This window comes from Promicromonospora alba (genome assembly GCF_042654905.1).
Taxonomy (GTDB): domain Bacteria; phylum Actinomycetota; class Actinomycetes; order Actinomycetales; family Cellulomonadaceae; genus Promicromonospora; species Promicromonospora alba.
The window spans coordinates 237067-262697 of sequence record NZ_JBHSFI010000002.1; the positions used below are offsets into that span (position 1 = coordinate 237067).

Annotated in this window: 24 protein-coding genes; 9 read left to right on the forward strand and 15 right to left on the reverse strand. The window is 70.8% G+C overall.

Annotated features, from left to right (window positions below; all coding sequences use genetic code 11):
• Positions 1 to 37 precede the first annotated feature (37 nt).
• From ACFO6V_RS04185 to rbsD, 3 genes are read left to right on the forward strand one after another with little or no spacing between them, the layout of a single operon-like run.
• Positions 38 to 982: a substrate-binding domain-containing protein gene (locus ACFO6V_RS04185; protein ID WP_377132547.1), complete on the forward strand. Its 945-nt coding sequence runs from the start codon at positions 38 to 40 to the stop codon at positions 980 to 982.
• Entirely contained in the window at positions 979 to 1896 is a 918-nt protein-coding gene (locus ACFO6V_RS04190; protein ID WP_377132549.1) for a ribokinase, read from the forward strand. Before ACFO6V_RS04185 ends, ACFO6V_RS04190 begins: the two co-directional genes overlap by 4 nt.
• Complete coding sequence (gene rbsD, locus ACFO6V_RS04195; protein WP_377132551.1) at positions 1893 to 2279, forward strand: D-ribose pyranase; 387 nt, start codon at positions 1893 to 1895, stop codon at positions 2277 to 2279. Before ACFO6V_RS04190 ends, rbsD begins: the two co-directional genes overlap by 4 nt.
• 1 nt (position 2280) lies before the next feature.
• On the opposite strand, the gene ACFO6V_RS04200 is transcribed toward rbsD, so the two are convergent.
• From ACFO6V_RS04200 to ACFO6V_RS04215, 4 genes are all read right to left on the reverse strand, one after another.
• The gene (locus ACFO6V_RS04200) at positions 2281 to 3666 is read right to left on the reverse strand and encodes an ABC transporter substrate-binding protein (RefSeq protein ID WP_377132553.1); all 1386 of its coding nucleotides are present in this window, start codon (positions 3664 to 3666) and stop codon (positions 2281 to 2283) included.
• A gap of 11 nt (positions 3667 to 3677) precedes the next feature.
• On the reverse strand, positions 3678 to 4589 hold the full coding sequence (locus ACFO6V_RS04205) for a carbohydrate ABC transporter permease (RefSeq protein ID WP_377132555.1): 912 nt from the start codon (positions 4587 to 4589) through the stop codon (positions 3678 to 3680).
• 26 nt (positions 4590 to 4615) lie between these two features.
• Entirely contained in the window at positions 4616 to 5566 is a 951-nt protein-coding gene (locus tag ACFO6V_RS04210) for a carbohydrate ABC transporter permease (RefSeq protein WP_377132557.1), read from the reverse strand.
• Between the two features lie 91 nt (positions 5567 to 5657).
• Entirely contained in the window at positions 5658 to 7868 is a 2211-nt protein-coding gene (locus ACFO6V_RS04215) for an alpha-galactosidase (protein WP_377132559.1), read from the reverse strand.
• A 223-nt stretch (positions 7869 to 8091) separates the two neighbouring features.
• Here ACFO6V_RS04215 and ACFO6V_RS04220 point away from each other — a divergent pair, with 223 nt between their 5' ends.
• Positions 8092 to 9243 (forward strand): ROK family transcriptional regulator, encoded by a 1152-nt coding sequence (locus ACFO6V_RS04220; RefSeq protein WP_377132561.1) that lies wholly within the window; start codon positions 8092 to 8094, stop codon positions 9241 to 9243.
• A 16-nt stretch (positions 9244 to 9259) separates the two neighbouring features.
• On the opposite strand, the gene ACFO6V_RS04225 is transcribed toward ACFO6V_RS04220, so the two are convergent.
• The gene (locus ACFO6V_RS04225) at positions 9260 to 10030 is read right to left on the reverse strand and encodes a VOC family protein (protein ID WP_377132563.1); all 771 of its coding nucleotides are present in this window, start codon (positions 10028 to 10030) and stop codon (positions 9260 to 9262) included.
• Between the two features lie 171 nt (positions 10031 to 10201).
• Between ACFO6V_RS04225 and ACFO6V_RS04230 the strand changes: the two genes are divergently transcribed.
• The 3 genes from ACFO6V_RS04230 to ACFO6V_RS04240 all read left to right on the forward strand — a co-directional run bounded on the left by ACFO6V_RS04230 (position 10202) and on the right by ACFO6V_RS04240 (position 12662).
• Positions 10202 to 11116: an NADP-dependent oxidoreductase gene (locus ACFO6V_RS04230; RefSeq protein WP_377132565.1), complete on the forward strand. Its 915-nt coding sequence runs from the start codon at positions 10202 to 10204 to the stop codon at positions 11114 to 11116.
• 102 nt (positions 11117 to 11218) lie between these two features.
• Positions 11219 to 11692 carry a MarR family winged helix-turn-helix transcriptional regulator gene (locus ACFO6V_RS04235; protein ID WP_377132567.1) on the forward strand — a complete coding sequence of 158 codons (474 nt, stop codon included), beginning with the start codon at positions 11219 to 11221 and terminating at the stop codon, positions 11690 to 11692.
• Positions 11693 to 11756: 64 nt separating this feature from the next.
• Positions 11757 to 12662, forward strand: a complete 906-nt coding sequence (locus ACFO6V_RS04240; protein ID WP_377132569.1) for an SDR family oxidoreductase — start codon at positions 11757 to 11759, stop codon at positions 12660 to 12662.
• A gap of 9 nt (positions 12663 to 12671) precedes the next feature.
• On the opposite strand, the gene ACFO6V_RS04245 is transcribed toward ACFO6V_RS04240, so the two are convergent.
• The 8 genes from ACFO6V_RS04245 to ACFO6V_RS04280 form a co-directional block, all read right to left on the reverse strand.
• Positions 12672 to 14129 carry a PepSY-associated TM helix domain-containing protein gene (locus tag ACFO6V_RS04245; protein WP_377132571.1) on the reverse strand — a complete coding sequence of 486 codons (1458 nt, stop codon included), beginning with the start codon at positions 14127 to 14129 and terminating at the stop codon, positions 12672 to 12674.
• A gap of 13 nt (positions 14130 to 14142) precedes the next feature.
• Positions 14143 to 15369, reverse strand: a complete 1227-nt coding sequence (locus ACFO6V_RS04250; protein ID WP_377132573.1) for a Dyp-type peroxidase — start codon at positions 15367 to 15369, stop codon at positions 14143 to 14145.
• Positions 15369 to 15992 (reverse strand): copper chaperone PCu(A)C, encoded by a 624-nt coding sequence (locus ACFO6V_RS04255; RefSeq protein ID WP_377132575.1) that lies wholly within the window; start codon positions 15990 to 15992, stop codon positions 15369 to 15371. The genes ACFO6V_RS04250 and ACFO6V_RS04255 overlap by 1 nt, the downstream gene beginning before the upstream one ends.
• Before the next feature lie 26 nt (positions 15993 to 16018).
• Positions 16019 to 16672, reverse strand: a complete 654-nt coding sequence (locus ACFO6V_RS04260) for a copper resistance CopC family protein (protein WP_377132577.1) — start codon at positions 16670 to 16672, stop codon at positions 16019 to 16021.
• Positions 16673 to 16817: 145 nt separating this feature from the next.
• On the reverse strand, positions 16818 to 17456 hold the full coding sequence (locus ACFO6V_RS04265; RefSeq protein ID WP_377132579.1) for a hypothetical protein: 639 nt from the start codon (positions 17454 to 17456) through the stop codon (positions 16818 to 16820).
• Positions 17457 to 17605: 149 nt separating this feature from the next.
• Positions 17606 to 19240: a type 2 periplasmic-binding domain-containing protein gene (locus tag ACFO6V_RS04270; protein WP_377132581.1), complete on the reverse strand. Its 1635-nt coding sequence runs from the start codon at positions 19238 to 19240 to the stop codon at positions 17606 to 17608.
• Between the two features lie 53 nt (positions 19241 to 19293).
• On the reverse strand, positions 19294 to 20220 hold the full coding sequence (locus tag ACFO6V_RS04275; RefSeq protein ID WP_377132583.1) for a carbohydrate ABC transporter permease: 927 nt from the start codon (positions 20218 to 20220) through the stop codon (positions 19294 to 19296).
• Complete coding sequence (locus ACFO6V_RS04280) at positions 20217 to 21152, reverse strand: ABC transporter permease (RefSeq protein WP_377132585.1); 936 nt, start codon at positions 21150 to 21152, stop codon at positions 20217 to 20219. The genes ACFO6V_RS04275 and ACFO6V_RS04280 overlap by 4 nt, the downstream gene beginning before the upstream one ends.
• Positions 21153 to 21311: 159 nt before the next feature.
• Here ACFO6V_RS04280 and ACFO6V_RS04285 point away from each other — a divergent pair, with 159 nt between their 5' ends.
• The gene (locus ACFO6V_RS04285) at positions 21312 to 22349 is read left to right on the forward strand and encodes a LacI family DNA-binding transcriptional regulator (protein WP_377132587.1); all 1038 of its coding nucleotides are present in this window, start codon (positions 21312 to 21314) and stop codon (positions 22347 to 22349) included.
• Here the strand turns inward: ACFO6V_RS04285 and ACFO6V_RS04290 are convergent.
• Positions 22312 to 23712, reverse strand: coding sequence for a family 43 glycosylhydrolase (locus ACFO6V_RS04290; RefSeq protein WP_377132589.1), 1401 nt, complete (start codon positions 23710 to 23712; stop codon positions 22312 to 22314). The two genes, ACFO6V_RS04285 and ACFO6V_RS04290, sit on opposite strands and share 38 nt — an antisense overlap.
• Before the next feature lie 77 nt (positions 23713 to 23789).
• Positions 23790 to 24494 (reverse strand): TetR/AcrR family transcriptional regulator, encoded by a 705-nt coding sequence (locus ACFO6V_RS04295; RefSeq protein ID WP_377132591.1) that lies wholly within the window; start codon positions 24492 to 24494, stop codon positions 23790 to 23792.
• Positions 24495 to 24635: 141 nt separating this feature from the next.
• Here ACFO6V_RS04295 and ACFO6V_RS04300 point away from each other — a divergent pair, with 141 nt between their 5' ends.
• Entirely contained in the window at positions 24636 to 25514 is an 879-nt protein-coding gene (locus ACFO6V_RS04300; RefSeq protein ID WP_377132593.1) for an NAD(P)H-binding protein, read from the forward strand.
• Positions 25515 to 25631: the final 117 nt, after the last annotated feature.

Genomic DNA, 25631 nt, shown 5'->3' on the forward strand with positions numbered 1-25631 from the left:
CGGCCCAAGGACGGGCCGCCGAAAGAAGGAGCCGAAGTTGAAGTTCTCGACCACCACGAAGGTCGTCACGTCCGTCGTGACGAGCCTTGTCCTCGCCACGACGCTGACCGCGTGCAACCGCGGCGGTGACGCCGCCTCCGGGCAGCAGTCCGTCACCCTCTCGCTGTCCACGCTCAGCAACCCGTTCTTCGTCGACGTGCGGGACGGCGCGCAGGATGCCGCCGACGAGCTCGGCCTGACCCTCGACGTCGTCGACGCGCAGGACGACTCCGCCACACAGGCCGACCAGGTGGCCAACGCCATCACCGGCGGCGCGGCCGGCGTCATCATCAACGCCGTCGACTCCGACGCCGCCGGTGCGGCCGTCGCACCGGCCCTGTCCGACGACCTGCCCGTCATCGGCGTCGACCGTGCCGTCAACGGCGCCGACATCACCTCCCTCGTCTCCAGCGACAACGTCGCCGGTGGCAAGCAGGCCGCCGACGCCCTCGCCGCGGCGATCGGCGAGAAGGGCAAGGTCATCGTCCTGCAGGGAGTGGCGGGTACGTCCGCCAGCCGCGACCGCGGCCAGGGCTTCGCCGAGGGCATCGCGGCCTACCCGGACATCGAGGTCGTCGCCACGCAGACGGCGAACTTCGACCGCGCCGAGGGCCTCGACGTCGCGACCAACCTGCTCCAGTCGAACCCCGACGTCGTCGGCATCTTCGCCGAGAACGACGAGATGGCGCTCGGTGCCGTCCAGGCCTTGGGCGACCGGGCGGGCAGCGACGTCTTCGTGGTCGGCTTCGACGGCACCGACGACGGCCTCGCCGCGGTCAAGGCGGGCACGCTCGTCGCGACGATCGCGCAGCAGCCGAAGGAGCTCGGCAAGCAGGCGGTCCAGCTCATGAAGCAGGTGCTCGACGGCGAGCAGGTCGCCAAGGACGCCCCGGTGCCCGTCCAGACCGTCACCGAGGACAACGTGACGGACTTCCTCCAGTGAGCCGGGTCGTCGTCGTCGGCTCCGTGAACGCCGACCTGCTCACCCAGGTGGCGGTCCACCCCGCCCCCGGGGAGACCGTCCTCGGGCGGTCGATGTCCGTCCTCGCCGGCGGCAAGGGCGCGAACCAGGCGGTCGCGGCCGCCCGGCTCGGGGCCGAGGTCGCGTTCGTCGGGGCCGTCGGCGACGACTCGTTCGCCGGCCAGGCGACGGCCGGCCTGCGGGCCGCGGGCGTCGACCTGTCGGCGCTCGCCACGGTGCCCGGACCCACCGGCATCGCGCTCGTCACCGTGTCCGCCGACGGCGAGAACTCGATAGTCGTCATCTCAGGGGCCAACGCCGCCGTGGCGGCCGACACCGTGTCCGCGCACGCCGCGACCGTGGCCGGGGCGGACGTCGTGGTGCTGCAGGGCGAGATCCCGCGTGCGGCCACCGAGACGGCCGCGCGGCTCGCGCGCGGCCGCGTGGTGCTCAATCTCGCACCCGTGATCGAGCTCTCCCCTGACGTGGTCCGCGGCGCGGACCCCCTGGTGGTCAACGAGCACGAGGCCCGGCTCGCGCTGGCGCTGGTCGGCGGCCCGGATGTGCCCGACGACGACCACGCGGCAGCGGCACGCGCGCTGACCTCCGCCGGAGTGACGTCCGTCGTCATCACCCTCGGTAGCGAAGGGGCCGTCGTCGCGACCCGCTCCGACGACGGGGAGGTCGCCACGGTGCCTTCCCCGAAGGTCAGCGCCGTCGACACGACCGGCGCCGGCGACGCCTTCGTCGGTGCCCTCGCCTCCCGGCTCGCCGCCGGGGACGAGCTGCTCGACGCCGCCCGCCTCGCCGCCCGGGTCGGCGCGTACGCCGTCACGGGCGTCGGAGCGCAGCCCTCCTACCCCTCCTCGACCGACACGCTGCCGGAGGTGCGATGACCCGCAAGCAAGGCGTCCTCAACCCGGACCTGGCCGCAGGGCTGGCCAGGCTCGGGCACGGGCACCTGGTGGTCGTGGCCGACTACGGCCTCCCCCTCCCTCGCGAGGCGGACGTGGTCGACCTGACCCTCGTGCACGGCGTGCCACGCTTCACCCAGGTGCTCGACGCGCTGCTCGCCGAGATCGCCGTCGAGGGTTCCGTCGCGGCGGCGGAGACCAGCGGGACCGACGTCGAGACCTGGCTGCGCGAGCGTGGCCTCACCCCCGACCTCGTGCCGCACGACGACCTCAAGGCGCTCCTGCCGCAGGCGCGCCTCGTCGTCAGGAGCGGCGAGGCGACGCCGTACGCGAACGTCGTGCTGCGCTGCGGCGTGCCGTTCTGACCTACTCGTCGAGCAGCTCGTCGACCCGCCGGTTCGCGGGCACGAGGCTCTCCGGCCCGGTCTGGAACGACAGCACCGAGTCCATGGTGGGCTGCATGATCGTCTGCAGCTGGGCCCACCGGTCGGTCACCGGCGAGGGCGTGGCGGTGCCTTCGGCCACGTGCACCGAGAAGGCCTCTGCGTCCACGCCGAGCTCCGTGAACGTCTTGACGGCCTGGTCGGAGGCCTCCTTGACGGCCGGGAAGACCCGCCCCTCCTGGGCGACCTCGAGCTGGCAGCCGGGGCTCGCGAGATGCTCGACCCAGGCCCACGCCTCGTCGGGGTGCGGCGTGCCGGCGTAGATCGCGTCCGACAGGCCGTTGAACACCGTGCCCCGCTCCCCCGACGGGCCGACGGGCGTGGGCGCCACCTGGAAGTCCGCGCCGGCGAGCTCGCTGATCGACCGGGCGTTCCATGACCCCTCGATCAGGGACGCGTACGCCCCGGCACCCAGCGCCTCCTGGCTGCCGATGCCCGACGTCGCGACCGCCAGCGACGGCATGTAGCCCTTGTCGATCAGGGACCGGTACCAGCCGATCGTCTCGACCAGGGCCGGGTCGTCGTAGTTGAACGCGGTGGGCCAGGGGTTGCGGTCGGAGTAGGTCCAGCCGTTGCTCAGCGCGAAGGGCGCCCACTGGACCTGGCCGTAGCCGCCGCCGGACTCGTTGTACCCGAGTCCGTAGACCTCTACGTTCTCCTTGTCGAAGCCGGGCTCGTCACCGCGCACGCCGTTGCTGTCCACGCTCATGTGTGCGACGAACTCCTCGAACGTACCGCCATCCGTCGTGTTCCACTCCAGCTCCCACAGGTCCTCGCTGGTGTACCCGGACTCGGCGAGCATGTCGGCGTTGTAGTACAGGCCCACGGTGTCCCAGTCCTTCGGCAGCCCGTAGAGGCCGCCGTCCTGACCGCGCCACAGGTCGACGAGACCGTCCTCGTACTGGGCCAGATCGATCCCGGACGCGGCCACCCGGTCGGAGACGTCGAGGATCTGGTCCAGCTCGGCGAACTTGCCGAACTGCTGCGAGTGGTCGACGAAGACGTCGGGCGCGCTCTCGGCGACCATCCGGGCGGTGAGCTGGGTCCAGTAGTCGTCCCAGCCGTACTGCTCGATGTTGATCCGGACGCCGGGGTTGGCCGCCTCGAAGTCGTTGGCGCACTGCTGGTAGCCGGGCACCTGGTTGGCGTCCCACATCCAGTAGGTGAGCGTCACGGTGCCGTCCGGCGCCGCGGGGTCCGTGGCGGCGCACCCGGCGAGGCCGAGGCTCAGGCCGACGCCGGCGGCGAGCGCCGTGGTGGCTGCCTTGGCTGTGGCTGTCCTGGCAGTGGCTGTCTTCGCTGTGGTCATCGTCGATGTCCTCACTTGATCCCCGAGAAGCCGATGGAGTTGACGATCCGCCGGCCGAGCACGACGAAGAGCAGCACGATGGGCAGCGCCGCGACGAGCGTGGCCGCCATGAGCCCCGACCAGTCGGGGCTGCCCTGCGGCGTCTGGGAGCGGAAGATGCCGAGCGCCACGGTGAGCACCCGCACGTTGTCCGACTGCCCGACCAGCAGCGGCCAGAAGTACTCGTTCCACGCCTGGATGTAGGTGAGCACCGCGAGCGTGGTGATCGGTGCGGCGCTCATCGGGAGGACTATCCGCAGGAACGTGCGGGCCCTGCTGGCGCCGTCGATCATCGCCGCCTCCTCGATCTCGTGCGGTATGCCGAGGAAGAACTGCCGCAGGAAGAAGATCGCGAACGGGGTCATGAAGAACGTCGGGAGCACGAGGCCCGGGAACGTGTTGAGCAGGCCCAGCTCCTTGATGAGCACGAAGTTCGGGATGGCGGTGAAGATGCCGGGCACCATGAGCGCCGACAGGAACACGGCGAACACGACGTCCCGGCCGGGCCAGCGCAGGCGGGCGAACGCGTAGGCGGCCATCGCCGAGAAGAAGACCTGGCCCAGCGTGATGGCGGTGGACACGATCACCGAGTTGCGCAGGTACAGCCAGAAGTTGATCCGGCCGCCGGCGCCGCCCTGGGCGAGCGACTCCTCCAGCGTGGTGAGCCCGAACACGCGCCGGAACGCGTCGAGCGTGAAGCCCGCGGGGAGGAGGTTCCCCGCCTGCGCGGCGAGCTCGGAGTTCGTGGAGAGCGACGTGCGCAGCATCCAGTAGAACGGGAAGAGCGTGATCAGCAGGATCACGATCATCGTGGCCCAGCCGAGGATCACGCCCCAGCGCGGCCTGGTGGGCGTGGTCGTGGCGGGCGCGGTCGTCGTCGACATGCCGGCTCCTTCGGTTGGTGTGGGCATCAGTTCGTGTCCGACTCGCTCGCGCGCGTCAGGCGCAGCTGCAGGAGCGCCACGCCGAGCAGGACGAGGAAGAGCACCACGGAGAGCGCCGACGCGTACCCGAAGTCGAGCTGGCCGAACGCGAGGTCGTAGATGTACAGGTAGATGACCCGGGTCGCGTCGACCGGGCCGCCGCCGGAGGTGACGGCGACGGTGTCGAAGATCTGGAACGAGCCGGTGATCGTGACGACCAGCACGAGCGCGAGCACCGGCCGCAGCAGCGGCAGCGTCACCGACCAGAACTGCCGCAGGGGGCCTGCGCCGTCGAGCTCGGCGGCCTCGTACACCTGCTGGTCGATCATCTGGAGGCCGGCGAAGATCAGCAGGGCCGTGTAGCCCATGTGCCGCCACACGTTGATCAGCGCGATGGTGGGCAGTGCGAGCGCCGGGTCGCCGAAGAACGCCTGTGCGTCGATCCCCACCCGCTCCAGGAGCACGTTCACGATGCCCATCTGGAAGTCGAGCATGAAGAACCAGACGAGGGCGACGATGACGTTGGCGACGAAGTACGGCAGCAGCACCGCGCCCCGCACGAACGCCGACCGGGTGAGCCGCTGCATCAGGACGGCTATCGCGATGGCGAGCACCGTCTGCAGGCCGATGTTCATCACCACGTAGTACGCGGTGACCTTCATCGCGTTCCAGAACAGCGGGTCCTGCACCAGGCGCTCGTAGTTGTCCAGGCCCACGAACCGGGGCGGCGCGAGCACCGAGTAGTCGGTCAGCGAGAACCACGCCCCGCGCACCGCCGGCACGAGGTAGAAGGTGACGAAGCCGATCGTCGCCGGGATGAGGAAGATCAGGGCCGTGCGCAGGTCGCCGTACCGGGACCGGCGCGACCCTCCCCGCCTGGCCGGTCGGCCCTGTCTGCCCGGGGCTGCCTCCGGGGCCGCCGTGGTGAGAACTGCCATGGTGTCTCTCCTTGTCGCGTCGTTGCGAGCTCGGGCGTGCTGGGTGACTCGGGTGGGGCGGGGCCGCGGCGGTCAGCCGCGGCCCCGTCCGTCAGACCTCGGGGGCGGACCGGACGTCGAGCAGTACCGACCGCTCCGGGAACTGGTTGGGCACCTGCAGGCCGACGACGCCGAGGGTGCGGCCGGACAGCCGCGCGCCGTCCTTCCACCAGGCGGGCGCCCAGGTTCCCTCCCAGGGCGCGATGTCGTCGCCGGGGGCGAGCGGGCGCACCTCGTAGGTCCGTGCCGGGTCGAGGCCGGGCAGGCGCACGCGTCCGGGCGGCGCGAAGACGCCGGTCGTGAGCTGCACGACCGCGAAGATCCCGGCGGACCGGTCGTCGGCGACCACGCCGTGCACCCGCAGGGCGGCGTCGGGGTGGTCGGCACGCACGACCTTGCCGGTGTGCAGCAGCCCGCGGTGCTCCTTGTAGGCGCCGATCCAGGCGGCGAGGCCGGTCAGGTCGTCCTCGGAGGCGCGGGTCAGGTCCCACTCGACGCCCAGGTGGCCGAAGAATGCCGTCGCGCCGCGGAAGCTCAGCTCGTGGGTACGGCCGGTGGTGTGGGCGTGCGTCGAGCCGATGTGGGAGCCCATCATCTCGGGCGGGACGATCATGCCCGTGCCCGCCTCGATGACCTGCCGCTCCAGGGCGTCTATGCAGTCGGAGGCCCAGATCCGGTCGGTGCGCTCGAGGATGCCCAGGTCGGCACGCCCGCCGCCGCCCGAGCAGCTCTCGAACTCCACGTCCGGGTGGGCGGCGCGCAGCGAGTCGATGAGCTGGTAGGCGGCGAGCGTCTGGCCGTGCACGCCCGGCCGGCCGGTGGCCTGGTGCCCCGCCTCGATGAGGTCGCGGTTGTGGTCCCACTTGACGAACGCGATCGGGTACTCGGTGAGGATCGCGTCCATGCGCCCGAACACGTGGTCCCAGGCGCCCCGGTTCGCGAGGTCCAGCACCTGCTGGTTACGGGCCGACGGCGGCAGGCGCCGGCCGGTCCGCAGGATCCACTCGGGGTGCTCCCGCGCGAGATCGGAGTCCGGGTTGACCATCTCCGGCTCGAACCACAGCCCGAACTCCATGCCGAGCCCGGTGACATGGTCGGCCAGCGGGTGCAGGCCGTCCGGCCAGACGTCCTTGTCGACGTACCAGTCGCCGAGGCCCGCCGTGTCGTCGCGTCGCCCCTTGAACCACCCGTCGTCGAGCACGTAGCGCTCGATCCCGACGGCGGCAGCGGCATCCGCGAGCGCCGTCAGCCGGGGCAGGTCGTGGTCGAAGTAGACGGCCTCCCAGACGTTGATCAGCGTCTTGCGCGGGCTGGTGGGGTGCTGCGGGCGGGAGCGCAGGTAGGTGTGGACGCGGTGGGAGAGCTCGTCGAGCCCGTCGCCGTAGGACGCGTACAGCCAGGGCGAGGAGTACGACTCGCCGGCGTCGAGCCGCACCTCGCCCGACAGGAGCAGCTCGCCGCCGCCCAGCACACGGGCGCCGCTGGGCATCTCCTGCTCGGCGTAGGTGCGGGTGTTGCCGGACCAGCCCACGTGGACGCCCCAGACCTCGCCGCTGCCGTGCCCGAAGCCGGAGCGGCCCGCGGTGAGCAGCAGGGTGCCGTCGTGGCTGCGGGCGCGGCGCGACTCGCGCAGGTGGGTGCCGGCCGTGAACACGTGCCGCTGGGCGGAGCGTTCGCGCAGGTGGCGGCCGGTCCAGTCGAGGACTTCATCGGCCTCGGCGGGTACGGGCAGCGCGGTGTCGAGGCCGGCCACGGTGAAGACGTCGTCGGCCGCGTTGGTCAGGGTGGAGCGGGTGCGCACGAGCCCGGACGGGTACTGCTCGACGACGAGGGTCAGCAGGAGGCCTGCGTCGGGGTCGGCGGCGGTCACGACGAGGCGGTGGGCGACGGGGGTCCCGTCGTCGCGCGTCAGCGGGCCGTTGAGCGTGGTGCCGGTGACGCGGAACGCCGTCGACCACGCGGCGCCGTCCCGGGAGCCGGTGACGCCGGGGGTGGCGAGCCAGCCCGCCGACTGCTCGGGCAGCAGCGTGAGCGCGTACGGGGCGTCGGGGGTGCCCGAGACCACGGGCACCACCGAGGCGAGCACGAGCTCGGCGACCTCTGCCGGTCCGACGTCGCCGAGGTCCGCACCCCAGTGGAGCACGCGCGGCAGGCGCTCACCGGACGTGTCGAGCAGCAGGCTCACGCCCCCGGCACGCAGGTGGGCGAACGACTGCGCGGCACCGGGTGCGGCGTCGTGCTGGGTCTGGAGAGAGACGGACATCGGGTGGATTCCTTGAGGTTCGGGACGTCGGTGTCGGAGTAAGTTTTACTACGAAAGATATTCAGGGGTCAAGGCTGGCGAGAGGCCCAAAACAGGGCATGTTTAGTTTTGCTGTGGAACCTAAATCCGAATAGGCTGGTCACGCGGCAGAATGGCCGCGAGGATCCGGACACGTGACACCCGGGCGATACCCGAGCCATGAGTAGCGACAGCTGGAGGGTCGATGACGACGAGCAGCGAGGTGCAGCCCTGGGTGCCGCTCGCGGGCCAGTCCCACCGCCTCGCGCTCGAGGTGCTGCTGCACGGCCCGCTGTCCCGGGCGGAGCTCGCGCGGCGCACCGACCTCAGCGCGGGCAGCCTGACGCGCCTGACCAAGCCGCTCGTGGAGGCGGGTCTCCTCGTCGAGGTCGGACCCGATGCCGGTGACCTGCGACCCGGCCGCCCGTCCCAGCCGCTCGACATAGTCCCGGACGCGCACCACTTCGTGGGCGTGAAGATCACCGGGGACACCGCCCACGGCGTCGTCACCACCCTGCGGGCCGACGTCGTCGCGTCCGGCAGCCGGCCACTAGAAGGTCGCACCCCGAACGAGGTGGCCGACGTCGTCGCCGCTCTCGTGGACCACCTTGCCGCCCAGGTCGCCGGCGTCACCGCCGTCGGCGTCTCCATCGGCGGGCACGTCCTGCCCGACGGGACCGCGCACCGCGCGCCCTTCCTCGGCTGGGCCGACGTCGCGCTGTCCACGCTCCTGCAGGAGCGGACCGGCCGCCCGGTCGTCGCGGCCAACGACGTCCTGGCGCTGACCGAGGCCACGCACTGGTTCGGCGAGGGCCGCGGGCACGGCCAGTTCGCCCTCGTCACGATCGGGGCCGGCATCGGGGTCGGGATCGTCGCGCACGACCGCCTGCTCACCGGGCCCAACGCCGGCCTCGGCATGCTCGGACACCACGCGCTGGACCCGCTCGGCCCGCCCTGCCCGCTCGGGCACCGCGGGTGCGCCACCGCGATGCTCACCACCGGCTCCATCGAGCGCCAGGTCGCCGCCGCACGCGGCGACCTGGTGCCCTACGACGAGGTCCTCGACCTCGCCGAGTCCGGCGACGAGCTCGCGCGTCGTGTGGTGGACGACGCCGGCCGTGCGCTCGGCCGGCTCGTCGCCGTCGTCACCGACATCGCGCTCCCCGAGGTGGTCGTGCTCGGTGGCGAGGGCGCACGCCTCGCGGTCGTCGCACGGAAGGCGCTCGACGCCGGGCTGGCGGGCGACCTGGACCCGCTCGCCGAGCCGCCGGAACTCGCGGTGCAGGCCTCCGGGTTCGACATCTGGGCCCGCGGCGCCGCGGTCATCGCGATCCAGACGTACGTGCTGGGGCGCTGAACCGGACCCGCCCAGGTCATCCGGACCGGCCGATCCAGGTCTCCAGGTCGTCGGCGAGCCGCAGGTCGTCGGCCACGCGCCGCCGCTCGTCGTCGTCCAGCTGCGTCATGACCGCCTCCAGGTCGGCCCGCAACGCCGGGATGCGCTCGCGTTCGTCGAGGGCGGTCGCCAGCTCGATGAGCGTCGCGTACGCGGTCGCCCGGTCCACGGGCGTCGCGTCGTCGCCGTGCCTGCGCAACGCGGAGGTCACGACCCGGAACGCGGCCTTGTCATCGTTCTTGAACTCCCGGTAGATGCGGGCGTTGTCCAGGGCGCGCCGCAGGGGCGGCTGGCTCTTGTCGCCTCCGTACTCCAGGTCCTCGGGCTCGTCACGCTGGATGAAGACGATGCTGTTCCCGGTGGGGTCGAGGAGCGTGAAGCGGGAAGCGCCGGGACGGTACCTGGTGATGCGCGGCAGCCCCTTGGCGAGGACCTTGCCGTACGACTCGCGCATCGCCGCGGTGAACGCCGCGTGGTAGGACGCGACGTCGTCGACGAACACCAGGCAGCCGCCCGCGTCCTCGTCAGCCGCGTCGATCCCCTGGGGTGCCTTCTTGTAGTCCAGCTGAAAGCCGCTCATCGCGAACGAGAGGTAGAGGTACGGCTTGTGCATCTCGTACACGGTCTCGAAGCCGAGCGCCCGGTAGAACGCGGTGGTCTCCCCGCTGGAGACGCAGGGCAGCATGGGGACCGTCGTCTCGTTCGCCCGGATGCCGGCCGTCGGTAGTTCGGTGGCTTGCTGGTTCACGCAGGACTCCTCGGGGTCGGGTGGCGGGAACGCTAGACCGGATCGGGAAGATGCGCACATGAAACCGTTTTCGGTATTCGACGAGCTCGAAATACTTGGCTAGCCACAGAACTGCTGCTAGATTTTATGTGTCCGGCCACCTAATTGGCGGCCGATCACCGAGGAGCTGACATGAGAGCCATCCTGTTCGACCGTTTCGGCGGCACAGAGGTACTGCACGAGGCCGACGTCGACGTCCCCCAGCCCGGTCCGGGTCAGGTCCGCGTCCGGGTCAGGGCCGCCGGGCTGAACGCCCTGGACGGCAAGATCCGCTCCGGCGCGATGGAGTCCATGTTCCCGACGCCGCTGCCCGCCATCCCGGGCGCCGAGCTCGCGGGCGTGGTGGACGCCCTGGGGCCCGACGTGAGCGACGTCCAGGTGGGCGACGAGGTGTTCGGCTGGTCCGACACCGGCTCGTACGCCGAGTACGCGCTGGCCACCGCAGTGGCCCTCAAGCCCGCCGGCCTCGACTGGGCGGACGCGGTAGCGCTGCCGGTAGCGGCCGAGACCGCCGAGCGCGTCCTCGACCTGCTCGGCGTCACTGCCGGGGAGACCGTGCTGATGCACGGCGCGGCCGGGGCGGTAGGTACCCTGGCGGTCCAGCTCGCCACGGCGCGCGGGGCACGTGTCATCGCCACCGCAGGTGCCGCAAACCAGGACTACCTCACCTCGCTCGGCGCCACCGCCACCGTCTACGGCGAGGGCCTGGTCGAGCGGGTCCGGGCGCTCGCGCCCGAGGGTGTGGACGCGGTGTTCGACCTGGCCGGGAAGGGAGCCCTCGAGGACTCCATCACGCTGCGCGGGGGTACGGAACGCATCGTCACCATCGCGGACTTCCGCGCACGCCGGCTCGGCGTCACGTTCTCCAGCGGCGGCCGGGAGCACTCGGCCGCCGGCCTGGCAGACCTGGTCGCGCTGGCCGAGAGCGCCGCGGTCGGCAAGATCGTCACGACCGTCACCGCTTATCCGCTCGACCAGGCCGCGGCGGCCCAGGACGTCAGCGACGCCGGTCACGGCCGGGGCAAGCTCGTCCTCACCGTCGCCTGACCATCCGGTCCCGTCCGGCCACATCCGGTCCGGCGTCCTCCTACGCTGGCGAGACGGTCGGCCGCACCGGCCGCCCCACCGACACCGCCGGAGGAACCCACCATGCCCGCACCGCACGTCCCTGCCCTGGCCGGCGAAGGACCGTTGAGCTATGCGATCTTCGAGCTCGCTCGCACCCACCGCGGTCACGCTGCCGCCATGCTCCGCAAGATGGACCTGCATCCCGGACAGGAACTGCTGCTGATGCATCTCTTCGACCGGGACGGCCAGACCCAGTCGGAGCTGCTCGAACGCGTCGGCGTCGACCACTCCACCGTCTCCAAGGCGCTGCGTCGGATGCAGGACGCCGGCCTGCTCGTCCGCGAGCCTGCCACGCACGACCGGCGGGTCATGGTCGTCCACCTCACCGACAAGGGCCGTGCCCTGCGTGAGCCCGTCGCAGCCATGTGGCGGGACCTGGAGGAGATCTCCACGCAGCACCTCACTGCACAGCAGGCGGAGTCGTTCGTCCGCACGGCCTACGCCGTCGTCGACGCCATCAGCGGCCGCACCCAGCCGCAGGAACAACCCACGTAAGCCCCCTTCTTCACGAAGGTCCCGCGTGCTGGGCACGACAGGGACCGACGGAAAGCGAGATCCCATGAGCGCCACCCCAGTCCTCGTCGTCGGTGCGACCGGCTCCCTCGGGGGCCAGGTCGTCGACCAGCTGCTCGAACGTGGCAAGAGCGTCCGCGCACTGGTGCGGCCCACCAGCGACGCGAGCCGGCTCGAGGGCCGGGGCGTCGAGATCGCCCGCGGCGACATGCTCGACGTCGACTCGCTCGTCGCCGCCATGCGCGGCGCCGACGCGGTCATCACCACCGCCGCCGGCTACACCCGCGGCGGCAAGGAGGCGCACGACATCGACACCGTGGGCAACGCCAACCTCGCCGAGGCAGCCCACCGCGCCGAGATCCGCAGGTTCGTCCTGACGAGCATCCTCACCAGCGACCAGACCCCCGGCGTCCCGCACTTCTGGCACAAGAAGCTCGCCGAGGACCGGCTCGAACAGCTCGGCGTCCCCTTCGTCGCCCTGCGCCCTGGCGCGTTCGTCGACCAGATCGCGAGCGGGGCGGGCAACCCGCTCGACAAAGGCCGCATCTTCTGGATCGGCAGGACCGACGTCCCGCTGACCTTCGTCCGCACCTCCGACCTCGCCGCCTACCTGGCGGCCGCCGTCGACGCGGACGCCGCTGACGGCGAGCGCATCGACATCGGCTGGGACCGCCCGGTCAGCATCCGCGAGGTCGCCGACCAGATGGCCGCCCGGGCCGGCACGAAGATCAACGTGCTGGCCGTCCCGGGCGGCATCGCCCGCGTCGCAGGAGCCGTCGCCGGCCCCTTCCTGCCGATCGTCAAGGACATGACGGCGATGTTCAGCTGGTTCGACGGCGGCCGCTACGTCGCCGACCCCCGCCGGCAGGAGCAGCTGTTCGGACCGGCCCCCACCGCCGAGGACGCGCTCGCCCGCCTCACCGACGAGCTGCGCAGTCCGCAGCCTCGGTGACGAGTCGGCTCACGCCCGTCGCCGCGCCCGGACCACCCCGATCAGGACGTCCACCAGCACGAAGGCCGCGAGCGTGTACCCGACCAGCGGGAGGAACCACCCGACCGCGACGGCGCACACGATCACGGCGACCAGGCCCCACCACGGTGCCCCGCGCAGCGCGCCGCGGACCGGGGGCGGGCCCGCGAGCCCGCGCGGCTCGCGGGTCGGCCGCCGCTTCCACCACATGAGGTAACCGAGCACGACCATCGAGCCGATGCCCAGCGCGAGGACGAAGAGCACCAGCTGGTTGGCCAGGCCGAACAGCAGACCCATGTGCAGGTCGATGCCCCAGGTGGTGAGCTTGGCCGCCAGCGGGAAGTCCGCGAAGTCCGCCTGGTCGACCACCTCCATGGTGGACCCGTCGATCGCGACGGAGTCGCCGGCGGTCGGCACGCTGCTCTTGTTCTCCTGCACCACCCACGCGGTACCTGGCTCGGCGGGCGGCTTGATCTCCACCTCGCCCGTGTTCACGTTGACCCGCTGAGCGATGGCCAGCACCGCGTCGAAGGTCGCGGGGTTCGCCACGCCCGTGTGCTCGCTGGGCGCTCCCCCGTGCCCCGCGTGCTCGTCGTCGCCCGCGGGTGCGTCGTCGGACAGGGCGGTGTTCACCGACGGCGTGAGCCAGCCGAGGCTGGTGCGCAGGTTGTCCACGTTGGCGCCGCCGTGCTGGGACCAGGTGATCCCGGTGACGGACAGGAACAGCGCCACCAGCACCACGACGGCGCCGATGGTGGTGTGCCAGGACAGCACACGCCGGTAGCCGGTCCGCCGGCGCTTCGGAGGTGCGACGGCGCCGGTGACGGCGGCGGCACGACGGGCGGCGCGCAGCCGGAAGGTCCACAGCACGAGCCCCGCGGTGGCCACGATCCCGAGCCAGGAGGCCGCGAGCTCGCTGTACAGCCGCCCGGGGTCGCCCAGGTGCAGGCTGCGGTGCAGGTTCGAGACCCAGGCCCGCATCGGCAGCGAACCGCTCGACCCGTAGGCGACCAGGTCGCCCCGGACCTCGCCGGTACCGGGGTCGACGAAGATCGCGCGCGACTCGCTCGACCCCAGCCCGTCCTGGCCGAACATGACCCGGGTGGTGTCGCCCGGCTCGGGCGCCGGGCGCACCGCCGCGAGCACCGCGTCCTCGCCGACGTGGTCCTGGGCGGCCGCTATCTGCTCGCCGAGGGGCAACGACGTGCCGGCGACCGGGGCGTGCAGCTCGTGGTCATAGACCACCTGCTCCAGCGCGGGGGTCAGCGCGTACAGGGCGCCGCTGGTCGCGGCGACCAGGATGAACGGGCCGACCAGGATGCCCGCGTAGAAGTGCAGCCGCCGCAGGAGCGGCCCGAACCACGGGCGGCGCCCCCGGTTCGGCGGGTTCGGGGGTGCGGGGTCGGGGTCGGTGGGGAGGTTCTGTTCGCCGGCAAGCGTCTCGGCCATGAGGAGCTCGCTTTCAGGTGAGAAGGGTTTCACCGACAAAGCCGCCCTCGGCACACCCCGGCGGGATGGCGAAGACGGCCGAGCCGATCGGCACTGTCCATTCGTTGAGCAGGTCGAGCTGGTCCAGGCGTTTCTGGATCGGCACGAACTGCCGGTCGACGTCGGCCTGGAACGAGACGAAGATCAGCCCCGACAGGGAGACCGCCTCCCCGATGGGCCGGTCGTCGTAGTTGTAGCCACGTCGGAAGATCCGCTCGGCGGTGTTCTCGCTGCGTGCGCGACGCACGTGGGAGAACTCCGGGATCACCGGGAACCCGATGGGCGTGGTGGCCTCGAAGTCCGGCTCGTCGAACTCGTCGGTGCCGGTCAGCGGCGCGCCGTTGGACAGGTAGCGGCCCACCGACTGCTCGCGTCCGCCGCGGTCGAGGCGGTCCCACTTGTCCAGGTCCATGCCGATGCGGCGCACGACGGCGCTCGTCCCGCCGGCCAGCCACCCGTCGCGGTTCCACACGACCTGGTCGAAGTCCGGGGTGTCCGGCGCCGGGTTGGACGTGCCGTCGACCTGGCCGAAGAGGTTGCGCATGGTCGTGCCCGGCCGGACGCTGCCGTGCGCGCGCCGGAACCCCTGCTGGCTCCAGCGCACCGAGGCAAAGCTCCGGGTGTCCTTGAGCAGCATGCGGGCGGTGTGCGCGACGGCGAGGGGGTCGTCCGCGGCGATCTGGAGCAGCAGGTCGCCGTCGCTGAACTCGGGCAGCAGCCGGTCGACCGCGAACGCGGGCAGCGCCTTCAGCCAGCCCGGTGCCTCGCCGCGGGCCCGGGCGACGAACCGGGGACCGAACCCGAACGTGACGGTGAGCCGCGCCGGGACCGTCGCCAGCTCGGGCTCGGAGTCCGCGAGCGCGGGACTCCCCTGCGTCAGGCGGGCGGCGTCGTCGGTGAGGATGCGCATCATCCGCACCAGGTCCTCGCGGGTGGTGCCGTCGAGCAGGTCGAGCGCGACGAACAGCCCGTGGGCCTGGGCCGCGGTGTCGATCCCCGCCTGGTGCGCGCCGTAGAACTGCACGGTCTGCCCGCCGTGCAGCGCCGCCGGCTCGGCGGCGGGACCGTCGGTGCTGCTCACGGCGAGGTCAGCGCCGATGGCGGCGGCCGCGCCGACGCCGGCGACAGCTCCTCCGAGGAGGAACTGCCGCCGGGTCGACCCGGCCCGGCCGGAGCTCACGCTCTTACCAGGCCTGGTCATCAGCCGTCCGTGCCCGTGCTGTCGGCACCCGTGCTGTCGGCACCGCTGTCGGCGTCGCCCATGTCCATCTCGGCGTCGCCGCCCACGTAGTTCTCGTTCGCCCCCGAGTAGTCCTTCACGGGCGCGGTGAACTCGAACGTCGAGTCGTCCGCGAACGTGAGGGTGAACGTGACCTCCTCCCCCGCCTCCAGCGGGTCGGTGAGGTCCATCAGCATGATGTGGCTGCCGCCGGGCGCCAAGGTGAGGGTGTCGCCGGCGGGGATGACGAAGCCGCCCTCGATCTCCCGCATGATCATCTCCCCGGACTCGTTCTCCACGGTCTCGTGCAGCTCGAGCATCGAGGACGCCTCGGTGGTCGCGGAGACCACCGTGACGTCGTCGGGCCCCGCGTTGGTCAGCTCGCCGAACGCGGCGGACATCCCGGAGTCGGCGGCCTTGACCCAGCCGTCGGCGAGGGTCACGTTCTGCCCGGCGGGTTCGGCCGCGCCGTCGGCGGCGTCGGGCGACGCGCCGGCGGTGGTGCCACAGCCCGCGAGGGCCAGGGCGAGCGCCGCGAGGACGACGCCCGACCGGAGGCCGGTCCGGCTCCGGGTGTTGCTCTGACGAAGGGTCAGCAGGTTCATCACAGGAGTACCTCTCACACTGTTGATCACACCGATTCCGACGAGCCCGGCTCGCTGCCGTCCTCGTCGGCGCCGCCCGCATCGCTGCGGCGGCGCAGGAACTGAACGAGCGCGAGCAGGGCCACCGCGACGGCGGCCCCGCCCGCGCCGACGAGGACGACCCGCCAGGGCCCCTCGTCCTCCTGTGCGATCTGAGTCTGCGTACTGCTCTGTGCGTCGGTCCCCGGCACGCTCGCCCCGCCGGTCTCGGCGGCGCCGGGCTCGGCGGCATCAGGTTCGACGCCGCCCGCCCCGTCGCCCAACGGCTCGCCGTCGCCGACGGTGAACGGGACGACACCGGTGATCGGGTGCCCGTCGGACGACACGACCCGCCAGCGGATCTCGTACCCGGCGTCGGGCATTCCAGGGTCGAGCACCGCCGTCACCACGGGGCCGTCGACCGTCGGGACGGCGGACACCCACTCGGTGCCGGCGGCGTCGGAGACGACGACCGCGGCGCCCATGTCCAGGACGTCGGCAGAGAAGGTCAGGGACACCTCTGCCGGCGCCTCGGCCAGCTTCTGGTCGGACGCGGGGTCGCTGGAGATCAGCTTGTCGTGGGCGGACGCGGGAGCCGCCGTCGCGCACAGCGCGACGACAGCCACCGCGAGCCCGGCCACGAGGGGACGGGATCGGGGCATGAGAAAACCTCTCCTCCGACGTCGCGCAGCGACGTCAGCACGCACAGGGACACGGGTCCCCGCTCGCCGCTCGGGTGCACAGCGAGTGAGCACGAGGCGAGCACGGAACAGACCACGGGCACCTGATGTGCCCGTGATGCAGAGCTCAGACCGCGTGCGGTGCGGGAGGTCCCCTGCGGAGCAGAGGGGAAAGCTGAGGGCTGGGGTGCAGCGCCTGGAAGGTCGCAGCGACGACGCTGGGCAGCGCCGGGAGCACGAAGGATCCGGCCTGGTCGACGACGGCGCGCCCACCCAGCAGCCAGGCGGCGGCCCGCACGGCGAGCTCGCGCAGGCGGAGGAGCAACAGCTCCCCGCGGTAGAGGACCGCGATCGTGACGACCGCGGCGAGGCCGTGCGAGAGCCACATCGTGAGGTCGGCGGGCGCCATCTCGACGGCCTGCCCGGCGGCCGGCGTCGGCGGCATCACCATGCCTTCGTGCCCGGCGTGCGCTCCGGACCCCGCGGACACCATCTGGGACTCCGCCGGGGTGCCCAGCGAGAACAGCACGTGGAAGAACAGCTGGCTCGCGACGACCGAGGCCGACAGTCCGGCCAACGACAGGCGCCCGGACCAGGCGATGCAGATGGGCAACGACAGAGCGAGCGGGACGACGATGCCCAGCAGGCCTGGCATCTCCCCGCCGCCGGCTACGTGCGACATCAGGGCGACGAACGTCGCCGACGACGCCGCGAGGCCACCACGCAACGCACGCGCACCCCTGGTGCGGTCGTCGCGTGCGGGCATCTGGTCGCTCTCCGTCTCACGGTCGGCCAGGTTCCGGCATCAGGACGACGCCGTGGTCTGGAAAAGGATCGACCGTAGCCTAGCCCTCACGGGACCCCCAGAACCATACCGATCCGACAAAGTGGCGATGATCAGGCGGGCGATCCCGTTCAGCTCTCGCGTTCGGCGAGCGCCTTCTGGAGCTCGTCGCGGATCTTGTCGCCGCCGCCACGTTTCCATGCCTGGACGGCGGGGCCCCATGCGGATACGGGCTTGCGGCCGGCGATGATGTCCGTCTCGACAGACATCAGCGTCTCGCCGATCTGCGGGCCGCGTCGGCTTCCGGTCTCGCTGAACAACCCTTCGGTCGGGTTGCGGACGGCGGTGGGCACTGTGGCGGTCTGCGCGTCGTACTGCGCCTGCGCGACGTCGGGGCTACCGGCCAGGAAGTTGACCCATGGCCCTTCGGCGAGGTACTTCAGCGAGAGCTGCAACTCGCTGCGGCCCTTGTCGTTCAGGACCGGGTCGGTACCCTTCAGCTCGTGGTGGACGCCCTCGATGCCGTAGTTCTTGAAGAGGTGCTCGGCGCTGCCGAAGGGGGCGGCGAGGTAGTTGAGCACTCCGAGCAGCGCCTCGGCCCGGTCGGCCGACTTCGCGCTGATCGACGTGATGTTGTGCGTCGCCCCGGCCAGCCAGATGTTCGCCGTCCCGCCGCCTTCCGCGAGCGGCGGCGGCACGACGGCAAGGCGGAACTCCTCGCTGATCGGGAAGTTGGAGAAGTCGGACCAGGCGCTGAACGTGTCGTCGAGCAGGGTGATGGTCCCGTTCACGAGCCAGGTCTTGCGCTGCGGCTGCTCGACGGAGAACGCGTCGGGGTGGACGAGGCCGTCGGCGACCAGCCGGCGGCCCGCCTCGAGTGCCGCCTCCTGGCCCTCGTGCTCGTTCGCGCTGACGAGCTTGCCGCCCGCTTCCGTCCAGCCGTTCGGGACCTCGTACATCTGGCGGAGATAGGGCCGGGGGACCTGGCCGAGCGCCCAGCGGCCGGACGAGCTGGTCAGTTCCTTGCAGAGTGCGTGGAAGTCGTCCAACGAGCTCACCTGTGCCGTGATGCCCTGTGCCTCGAGGAGGTCCTGCCTGGCATACGTCACCTGGCTGCTCACCGGCCCGCGCGGGATGGGTATGCCGTAGATCTTTCCGCCGTGGACGGTGGACTTCCAGCTCTCGGTCGGGATGTTCGCCAGGAACGGGTACTTCGCCACTGCGTCGCCGGAGAGCAGGTCAGTGAGGTCCGTCGCGCGCTCTGCGAGCAGCCCGGGCAGGCCGGGCACCTGACCCGAGAGGATGGTGAACAAATCGGGGAGCTGGTCTCCGGCGACAGCGGTCTGGAACCGGTCAGTGAAGTCGCCGGCCAGCACCTGCGAGACGGCAAAGGAGCAGCCCAGGCGCTCGTTCAGCGCCTGCCAGAACTCGTTGCGGTCCACGGACGGCGGGATCGACGTGTTCGTCATGGCGAGGGCCCGGATGTCCTGGCCGTCACCAGGCGGACCGTCGGTCAGGGCCTTGGGGTTCGCCGGGTAGGCGAGCATCGTGTCGCTGACGCCGTTGGTGCCCTTGAGGTCGAGAGGGATGCCGTCGAACGGGATGTAGGTGGGCAGGGCAACGCTCGCGTTGGTGGCCAGGGCTCCCCCGCCGCGGCCCTCGTTGCTGCAGCCTGCCAGGCCGAGCACGGCGAACGCGCCGAGGCCGAGGCCTCCTCTCAGCAGGTTGCGCCGGGTGATGCGGGGGTCGATGTGCAGCGTGTTCATAGCGGCTCCTCGTCGAGCGGGTAGGTCGAGCGGGTAGGTCGAGACGGGGAATGTCAGCCCTTGACGGCGCCGGTGAGCATGCCCTGGGCGAAGTGCTTCTGCAGGAACGGGTAGACCAGCAGGACCGGCACGACGGAGACCACGAGGATCGCCATCTGCAACGAGGTCTGCGGCGGGAGGGCTCCGGCGTCGATACCCAGGTCCTGGCCGCCGAGCTGCGTGCCGTCGACCACGAACGTGCGCAGCACCAGCTGGAGTGGCCACTTGCTCGCGTCCGACATGTAGAGCAGGGCGTTGAAGAAGGCGTTCCAGTAGCCGACGCCGTAGAAGAGCCCGACCACGGCGAGCACGGGTTTCGACAGCGGCAGCCCGATCCGGGTGAAGAGCTGCCACTCGGAGGCACCGTCGATGCGGGCGCTGTCGAGGATCTCGTGCGGGAGCCGGACGAAGAACGCCCGCACCACGACGACGTTGAAGGCCGAGACCGACGTCGGGATGATGAGCGCCCACAGGCTGTCCAGCAGCCCGAGCTGCTGCACCACGAGGTAGCTCGGGATGATGCCGGGGTTGAAGAGGAGGCTGACCAGGACGAGGAGCAGCATGGCGCGCACGCCGAAGGCTCCGCGCCGGCTCAGCGCCCAGCCGAGGGTGGTCGTCAGGGCCAGGCTGATGGCGGTGCCGACGCCGGTCACCAGCACGCTGATCCACAGGGCCTGCGTGACGACGCCTCCGGCGAAGATCATGCGGTAGGCGCCCAGGTCGATACCGGTCGGCAGGAAGACGAAACCGCCGGCCTGCGTGACCTGTTCCGGGGTGGCGATGCTGGTGGAGATAATGCCGACGAACGGCAGGATCACCAGTGCGCACGCGACGGTGAGGATGACGCCCTTGACCATGCGCTCGACAGGCCCTGGCAGCGCCACGCCGTCGATCACCTGGGGTTTTCCCCTCGGCTGTGCTCGTCGTTCGGTGTCGATCATGCTCGGTAGACCCCTTCCTCGCCGAAGGCGTGGGCGACCCGGTTCGCGACGAGCACCAGCACGAGCCCGAGTACTCCCTTGACCAGCCCGACGGCGGCCGCGACGCCCCAGTACCCGCCGATGACGCCCTGGTTGTAGACATAGGTGTCCAGCACCTCGGAGACGCCCAGACCGACTGCCTGCTGCTGGAGGATGAGCTGCTCGAACCCGACGCTCAGGGAGTCGCCGAGCTTGAGGATGAGCAGCATGATGATGATCGGCCGCATCCCGGGCAGCGTGATGTGCCAGGTCTGACGCCACCGGGAGGCGCCGTCGACGGCGGAGGCCTCGTAGAGCGACTTGTCGATCCCGGCAAGTACCGCGAGGAAGAGGATGGTCGCCCACCCCGTGTCCTTCCACATGACCTGCGACGTGATCAGCGCGTAGAAGACGTCGGAGTTGCCGATGATGTCGACGGGCTCCCACCCGCGCGCCCGCAGGAAGTTGTTGAGCAGGCCCGCCCCGCCGAGCACCTGCTGGAAGACCGCCACGACGATCACCCAGGACAGGAAGTGCGGCAGGTAGAGCACCGACTGCACGAGCTGTCGCACGCGGTTGGAGACCAGGCTGTGCAGGATCAGCGCGAGCACGATCGGCGCCGGGAAGACCAGGACCGTCTGCAGCAGCGTGATCACGAGGGTGTTGCGCAGCGCGCCCAGGAACGCCGGATCACCGGAGAACAGGATGGCGAAGTTCTCCAGCCCCACCCAGAGGCTGCGGCCCATACCGAGGTAGGGCTGATAGTCCTGGAAGGCGATGACGTTGCCGCCGAGCGCCAGGTACTGGAACACGACGATGACGGCGATGCCGGGCAGGGCCAGCAGCAGGATCGCCCGGTCCCGCACCAGCCGTTGCCACCAGTGCTGCTGTCTTCGTGCAAGCCGTTGTTCCACGCGCTGCTCCGTTGCAGAGTGATCGATCACTGTCCGGGCTACCGTAGAAGGTGATCGATCACTCCGCAAGGGGCTCTTCTGCGGAGCGATATCTGGACGATGAGTGCCAGAATGACCGTGGATCACAGCGGCGCGGTCCTTGACCAGCGAGGATGGGGCATGACGAACCAGGGCTCGACGCAGGACCAGGGCGCGGCCGCGCCTCGGCGCTCGACGATCTGGGAGGTCGCGAAGGCCGCGGGAGTCTCGCACCAGACGGTCTCGCGCTACCTGCGCAACGACACGAAGATGCGGCCGGAGACGATCGAGCGCATCAGCCGCGCCGTGGCGGAGCTCGACTACCGCCCCAACCTGGCGGCGCGGTCGATGCGCACCCGGCGCAGCGGACGTATCGCCGTCCTGCTGCCCGGTGTCGGGTCGTACGGCCCGCCGCAGATCCTCGGCGGCGTCATGGAGGTCGCGCACGAGCACGGCTACACGATCGAGGCGTTCAGCGTCGAGGGCACGCCGGTGGACCGCTTCGAGCGGGTCCTGGAGCTCTCCGACTCGGGCCAGGTCGAGGGCGTCCTCGCCCTCGCGCCGCTGCCGCCCGAGTCCGAGCACCGGTTCCCCGACCGGGCGGCGATAGTGGTCTCGGCTGACTACGACGACAGGTTCCGCGCCGTGGGCGAGCTCGCCGACGGCTCACCGGTCGCCGAGATCGTCGAGCGACTCGCCGAGCTGGGCCATCGGCGGTTCCTCCACGTGACCGGAGAGCTGGACTACGCGTCCGCCCGCGGACGCCGCGACGTGTTCGTGGCGACCGTCGAACGCCTGGGGCTCGGTCCGGCGCTCGTCCACGAGGGCGACTGGACGCCGGACGCCGGACGCGAAGCGGTGCTCGCGCTCCCGGACGAGGGCCGTCCCACCGCCATCATCGCGGGGAACGACGCCAGCGCGGCGGGGGTGGTGCAGGGCGCCCGGGAGCGCGGCTGGTCGATCCCCGGCGACCTCAGCGTGACGGGCTGGAACAACCACCTGCTCGGCGCCTATCTCGCACCGACGCTCACCACCGTGCAGGTCGACCACCACAGGCTCGGCCGGGCGGCCATGTCCCGGCTCGTTGCCACCCTTCGCCCCGAGCTGGGGGCCGCGCCGTCGGAGGGCCCACTGAACACGATCATCTGGCGGGACTCGACGGGGCCGGCAAGCCAGTAGGGCGTGGGCGGGGCAGGCGATCCGGAACGGTGATCACCTCGCTGATCGACACCGACGAATCCCTGGGGCCGAAGCGTTCGCCGTTCTTCTTGAACCAGGCGGGCCGTTCTCCTGTGACGGCGATCCTCAGGGTGTAGTCACTCTTCGGTAGCCGAGGACTGACGTAGCGCAGCCCGTCGTCCGGCACGAGGCTGTAGAAGTCCACGAGGAGGAATGCGACCTGACGTCTCTGTGCGTCCAGGATCTCGACCTCGGCGTAGCTGCTGTGGCAGTCGCTCGAACCGATGACCGCAACCTGTTCTCCCGCCCAGGGCACCTCCAGCGCGACGCCAGCCGTATTGGACCGGAACTGCACTGCGGCGCCGTGTGCCCCGAGTTCCGCCGGCCGACCGGTCCGCACGCTCCAGAGCGGTAGGTACTCACCCAGCTCCAGGCAGTCGCCGTCCACGGAGAGTGGCAGCCAGACGTAGGTCGCGGCCGATGCCTGGCGCGGGAACGACCATCGGTCGCCCATGTACATCGGCACCGTCCCGCCCTCCGTGGTCAGCCCGAACACGTAGGTGCACTGCGAGTTGAAGGTCAGAGTTCCCTCCGGCGCGATGGGACCGCGGTGCGTCCAAGGGCCAGCGGGGCTTGGCGCGCTGAGGTAGTAGTTGTCGTTGCGCTCCCAGCTCGTCTTGTTGGAGAACAACAGGTAGTAGACGCCGTCCTGGGCCCACATCGCGGGTGACTCCCCTCCCGGGGAGACGTTCTCGGTGACCTTCTCGTCTGCGGCGAGGTAGTCGTCGCTGAGTCGGTAGATGTCTCCTTCGTGCAGGAGGAGGTATCCGGTCCCGTCGCCGTCCTGGAACGAGCCCATGTCCCACCTGCGGATGGGCTCGCCGTCGTGCTGCAAGGCGCCGTGGAACGTGTAGTCCCCGGCGATCGTCTCGCACGTGGCCAGGCCGATGTGCGGGTCGGCGTAGGACAGGTCGTCGGTGTGCATGTACATCACGAACTGGCCGGTCGAAGGGCACTTCATGACCTTGACGCGCTCACCGATGCGCTGCGGCCCGAGCAGCCCGTCCTGTTGTGGCCGGAGAACGAGGCGCTCGAAGCTCCAAGTCGCGAGGTCTGGTGAGGAGTAGCAGCTGAAGCCGATGAACCGGTTCTCGTCGTCGGTCTTGTACTCGCCGAACAGGTAGTAGCGGCCGGCTTCCTCGATGATGCACGCGCCGTGGGCGTTGACGGTCTGACCGCGGTCGTCGAACCACGGGACGCCGTTGGCGATCAGTGGCTCGTTCGCTGCCAACCCTCCGGGATGCACCCAGCCGTCCGTGTCGGTGAGACGGCCGGCGTCGGCAGGAAGTTCAGGGGTCGCCACTCGTGCGCTCCGATCAGGTCGTTCATTACCGGCTGGTGCGATCGTCAGGTCGATGTCGTCGCGGCCAATGCGGGGTATCAGCATCTGGCGATGCGGTCGAGCCATTCCGTAAGCAGGCTGCGCTCGTTGGCACTCAGTGCGGAAGTCTGCGGGAGGACTGCACGGAGGGCGACCGCAGCACCGGCCGGCCCGGGCGCGGCCGGGGCGGGGGCGTCTGTGATGATCGCGGCGATGACTGCTTCCCGTGCCAGGTCGGACACGGTGAGATCTCGTCGGTCTTCCGGAGTGGCTATCAGCATGAGGACCGTGCCGCCGCCGACGGCGTGGACGAGTTGCGCGGCGCGTTCCTCATCGACCCGAAGCCTGCCCACCGCGGCGATCCGGTGGATACGGGCGGCGAGGACTTCGCCTACAGCGAGCGCTGCCGGCGGACTCGCGTCGGGACGGGGCTCGCCGTACATGAGTGCGTACAGGGCTGGGTTGGCGAGGCCGAAGCCGATGTTGAGATCCCATGCGGCGCGCAGGTCCTCGACCGGGTCCCCGCTGGGCTTGAGGTCGGCCTTTTCGTCCAGGTACGCGGCGAACCCGTCGGCGGCCACCGCGTCGAGCAGGCCCTGCTTGTCACCGAAGAGACGGTAGATGGTCGGGGCCTGGACGCCGGCCGCAGCGCTCACTGCCCGGGTCGATACCGCTTCGCGGCCGCTTTCGGCGAGGAGCCGGGCTGCAGCGGTGATGATTCGGGCACGGTGCCTGTCCGCAGAGGCAGAGCGATCGGTCTCCATGCATCAATGCTAACGGAAGTTCGTTAGCAGTTTGCAGATTCAGCGATAACATGTTTTCGTTATCGGTGAGAACGGTGTCTGCGGGCAACGATCCGAAGGCGCACCGTCACATCCTCGAAGCAATCCCTCCCGGAGGTTTCCATGATCGTCATCACCGCCCCCACTGGTCAGATCGGCCACCAGACCCTTGCCAGGCTCGTCGACAGCGATCAGCCGATCCGCGTGATCGCCCGCGACCCCGCCCGCCTCTCCCCGCAGATCCGCCAGCGCGTCGAGATCGTCCAGGGGTCGCACGGCCACAGCGATGTTGTCGCCGAGGCGTTCGCGGGCGCCGACAGCGTGCTGTGGCTGGTGCCCCCGAACCCCCAGGCCGACAACGTCGAGGACTACTACCTGGACTTCACCCGGCCGGCGTACGACGCGATCACGAGCCAAGGAGTCGAGCGCGTCATCGGCGTCTCCAGCTTGGGCCGTGCGTACGGCAAGCCCGCTGGGCTTCTGTCACACGCGTTCGCGATGGACGAGCTGCTCGAGAACACCGGCGTGAACTACCGGTCGCTGGCCATGCCGTTCTTCATGGAGAACCTGCTCGGCCAGGTCGAGGTGATCAAGAGCCAGGGGATGTTCTTCCTGGCGAACTCCGCGGACCGCCCCCTCGCGACCGTCGCCACTCGGGACATCGCCGCGGTGGCTGCCGACCTGCTGCTCGACGGCTCCTGGAGCGGACAGGGCAGCGTCCCGGTGGTCGGTCCCGACGTGCTGTCCCCCAACGGGATGGCCGAGGTCCTGTCCGAGGTCCTGGAACGACCGGTCCGCTTCCAGCAGGTCAGCGGCGAGGCACACATGGCGACGATGCTGCAGTACGGGATGACCGACGGATACGCACAAGGGCTGGTCGACATGGCCGCAGCCCAGAACGCCGGCATCTATGACGCCGAGCAGCGCACCCTGCAGACCGCCGGGCCGACCAGCTTCCGCCAGTGGTGCCAGGACGTACTCAAGCCCGCCCTGACGGCCTGACTCCGACTGCCGGGTGGCTCAGCGTCTGCAGTCACCCGGCGCAAGCATGCCGGGGTCTCGGAGTCCGGAACCGCCATCCGCCTCGCCCACACCGGGACCGCCGGAGCCTCGTGACCA

What these genes read in the sequence shown, in the direction of transcription:
- ACFO6V_RS04205 (WP_377132555.1), bottom strand. Translation starts at nt 4,589, where the DNA reads ATGTCGACGACGACCGCGCCCGCCACGACCACGCCCACCAGGCCGCGC.
- ACFO6V_RS04255 (WP_377132575.1), bottom strand. Translation starts at nt 15,992, where the DNA reads ATGAACCTGCTGACCCTTCGTCAGAGCAACACCCGGAGCCGGACCGGC.
- ACFO6V_RS04250 (WP_377132573.1), bottom strand. Translation starts at nt 15,369, where the DNA reads ATGACCAGGCCTGGTAAGAGCGTGAGCTCCGGCCGGGCCGGGTCGACC.
- ACFO6V_RS04220 (WP_377132561.1), top strand. Translation starts at nt 8,092, where the DNA reads ATGACGACGAGCAGCGAGGTGCAGCCCTGGGTGCCGCTCGCGGGCCAG.
- ACFO6V_RS04245 (WP_377132571.1), bottom strand. Translation starts at nt 14,129, where the DNA reads ATGGCCGAGACGCTTGCCGGCGAACAGAACCTCCCCACCGACCCCGAC.
- ACFO6V_RS04260 (WP_377132577.1), bottom strand. Translation starts at nt 16,672, where the DNA reads ATGCCCCGATCCCGTCCCCTCGTGGCCGGGCTCGCGGTGGCTGTCGTC.
- ACFO6V_RS04200 (WP_377132553.1), bottom strand. Translation starts at nt 3,666, where the DNA reads ATGACCACAGCGAAGACAGCCACTGCCAGGACAGCCACAGCCAAGGCA.
- ACFO6V_RS04285 (WP_377132587.1), top strand. Translation starts at nt 21,312, where the DNA reads ATGACGAACCAGGGCTCGACGCAGGACCAGGGCGCGGCCGCGCCTCGG.
- ACFO6V_RS04210 (WP_377132557.1), bottom strand. Translation starts at nt 5,566, where the DNA reads ATGGCAGTTCTCACCACGGCGGCCCCGGAGGCAGCCCCGGGCAGACAG.
- ACFO6V_RS04270 (WP_377132581.1), bottom strand. Translation starts at nt 19,240, where the DNA reads ATGAACACGCTGCACATCGACCCCCGCATCACCCGGCGCAACCTGCTG.
- ACFO6V_RS04275 (WP_377132583.1), bottom strand. Translation starts at nt 20,220, where the DNA reads ATGATCGACACCGAACGACGAGCACAGCCGAGGGGAAAACCCCAGGTG.
- ACFO6V_RS04265 (WP_377132579.1), bottom strand. Translation starts at nt 17,456, where the DNA reads ATGCCCGCACGCGACGACCGCACCAGGGGTGCGCGTGCGTTGCGTGGT.
- rbsD (WP_377132551.1), top strand. Translation starts at nt 1,893, where the DNA reads ATGACCCGCAAGCAAGGCGTCCTCAACCCGGACCTGGCCGCAGGGCTG.
- ACFO6V_RS04230 (WP_377132565.1), top strand. Translation starts at nt 10,202, where the DNA reads ATGAGAGCCATCCTGTTCGACCGTTTCGGCGGCACAGAGGTACTGCAC.
- ACFO6V_RS04215 (WP_377132559.1), bottom strand. Translation starts at nt 7,868, where the DNA reads ATGTCCGTCTCTCTCCAGACCCAGCACGACGCCGCACCCGGTGCCGCG.
- ACFO6V_RS04240 (WP_377132569.1), top strand. Translation starts at nt 11,757, where the DNA reads ATGAGCGCCACCCCAGTCCTCGTCGTCGGTGCGACCGGCTCCCTCGGG.
- ACFO6V_RS04235 (WP_377132567.1), top strand. Translation starts at nt 11,219, where the DNA reads ATGCCCGCACCGCACGTCCCTGCCCTGGCCGGCGAAGGACCGTTGAGC.
- ACFO6V_RS04295 (WP_377132591.1), bottom strand. Translation starts at nt 24,494, where the DNA reads ATGGAGACCGATCGCTCTGCCTCTGCGGACAGGCACCGTGCCCGAATC.
- ACFO6V_RS04300 (WP_377132593.1), top strand. Translation starts at nt 24,636, where the DNA reads ATGATCGTCATCACCGCCCCCACTGGTCAGATCGGCCACCAGACCCTT.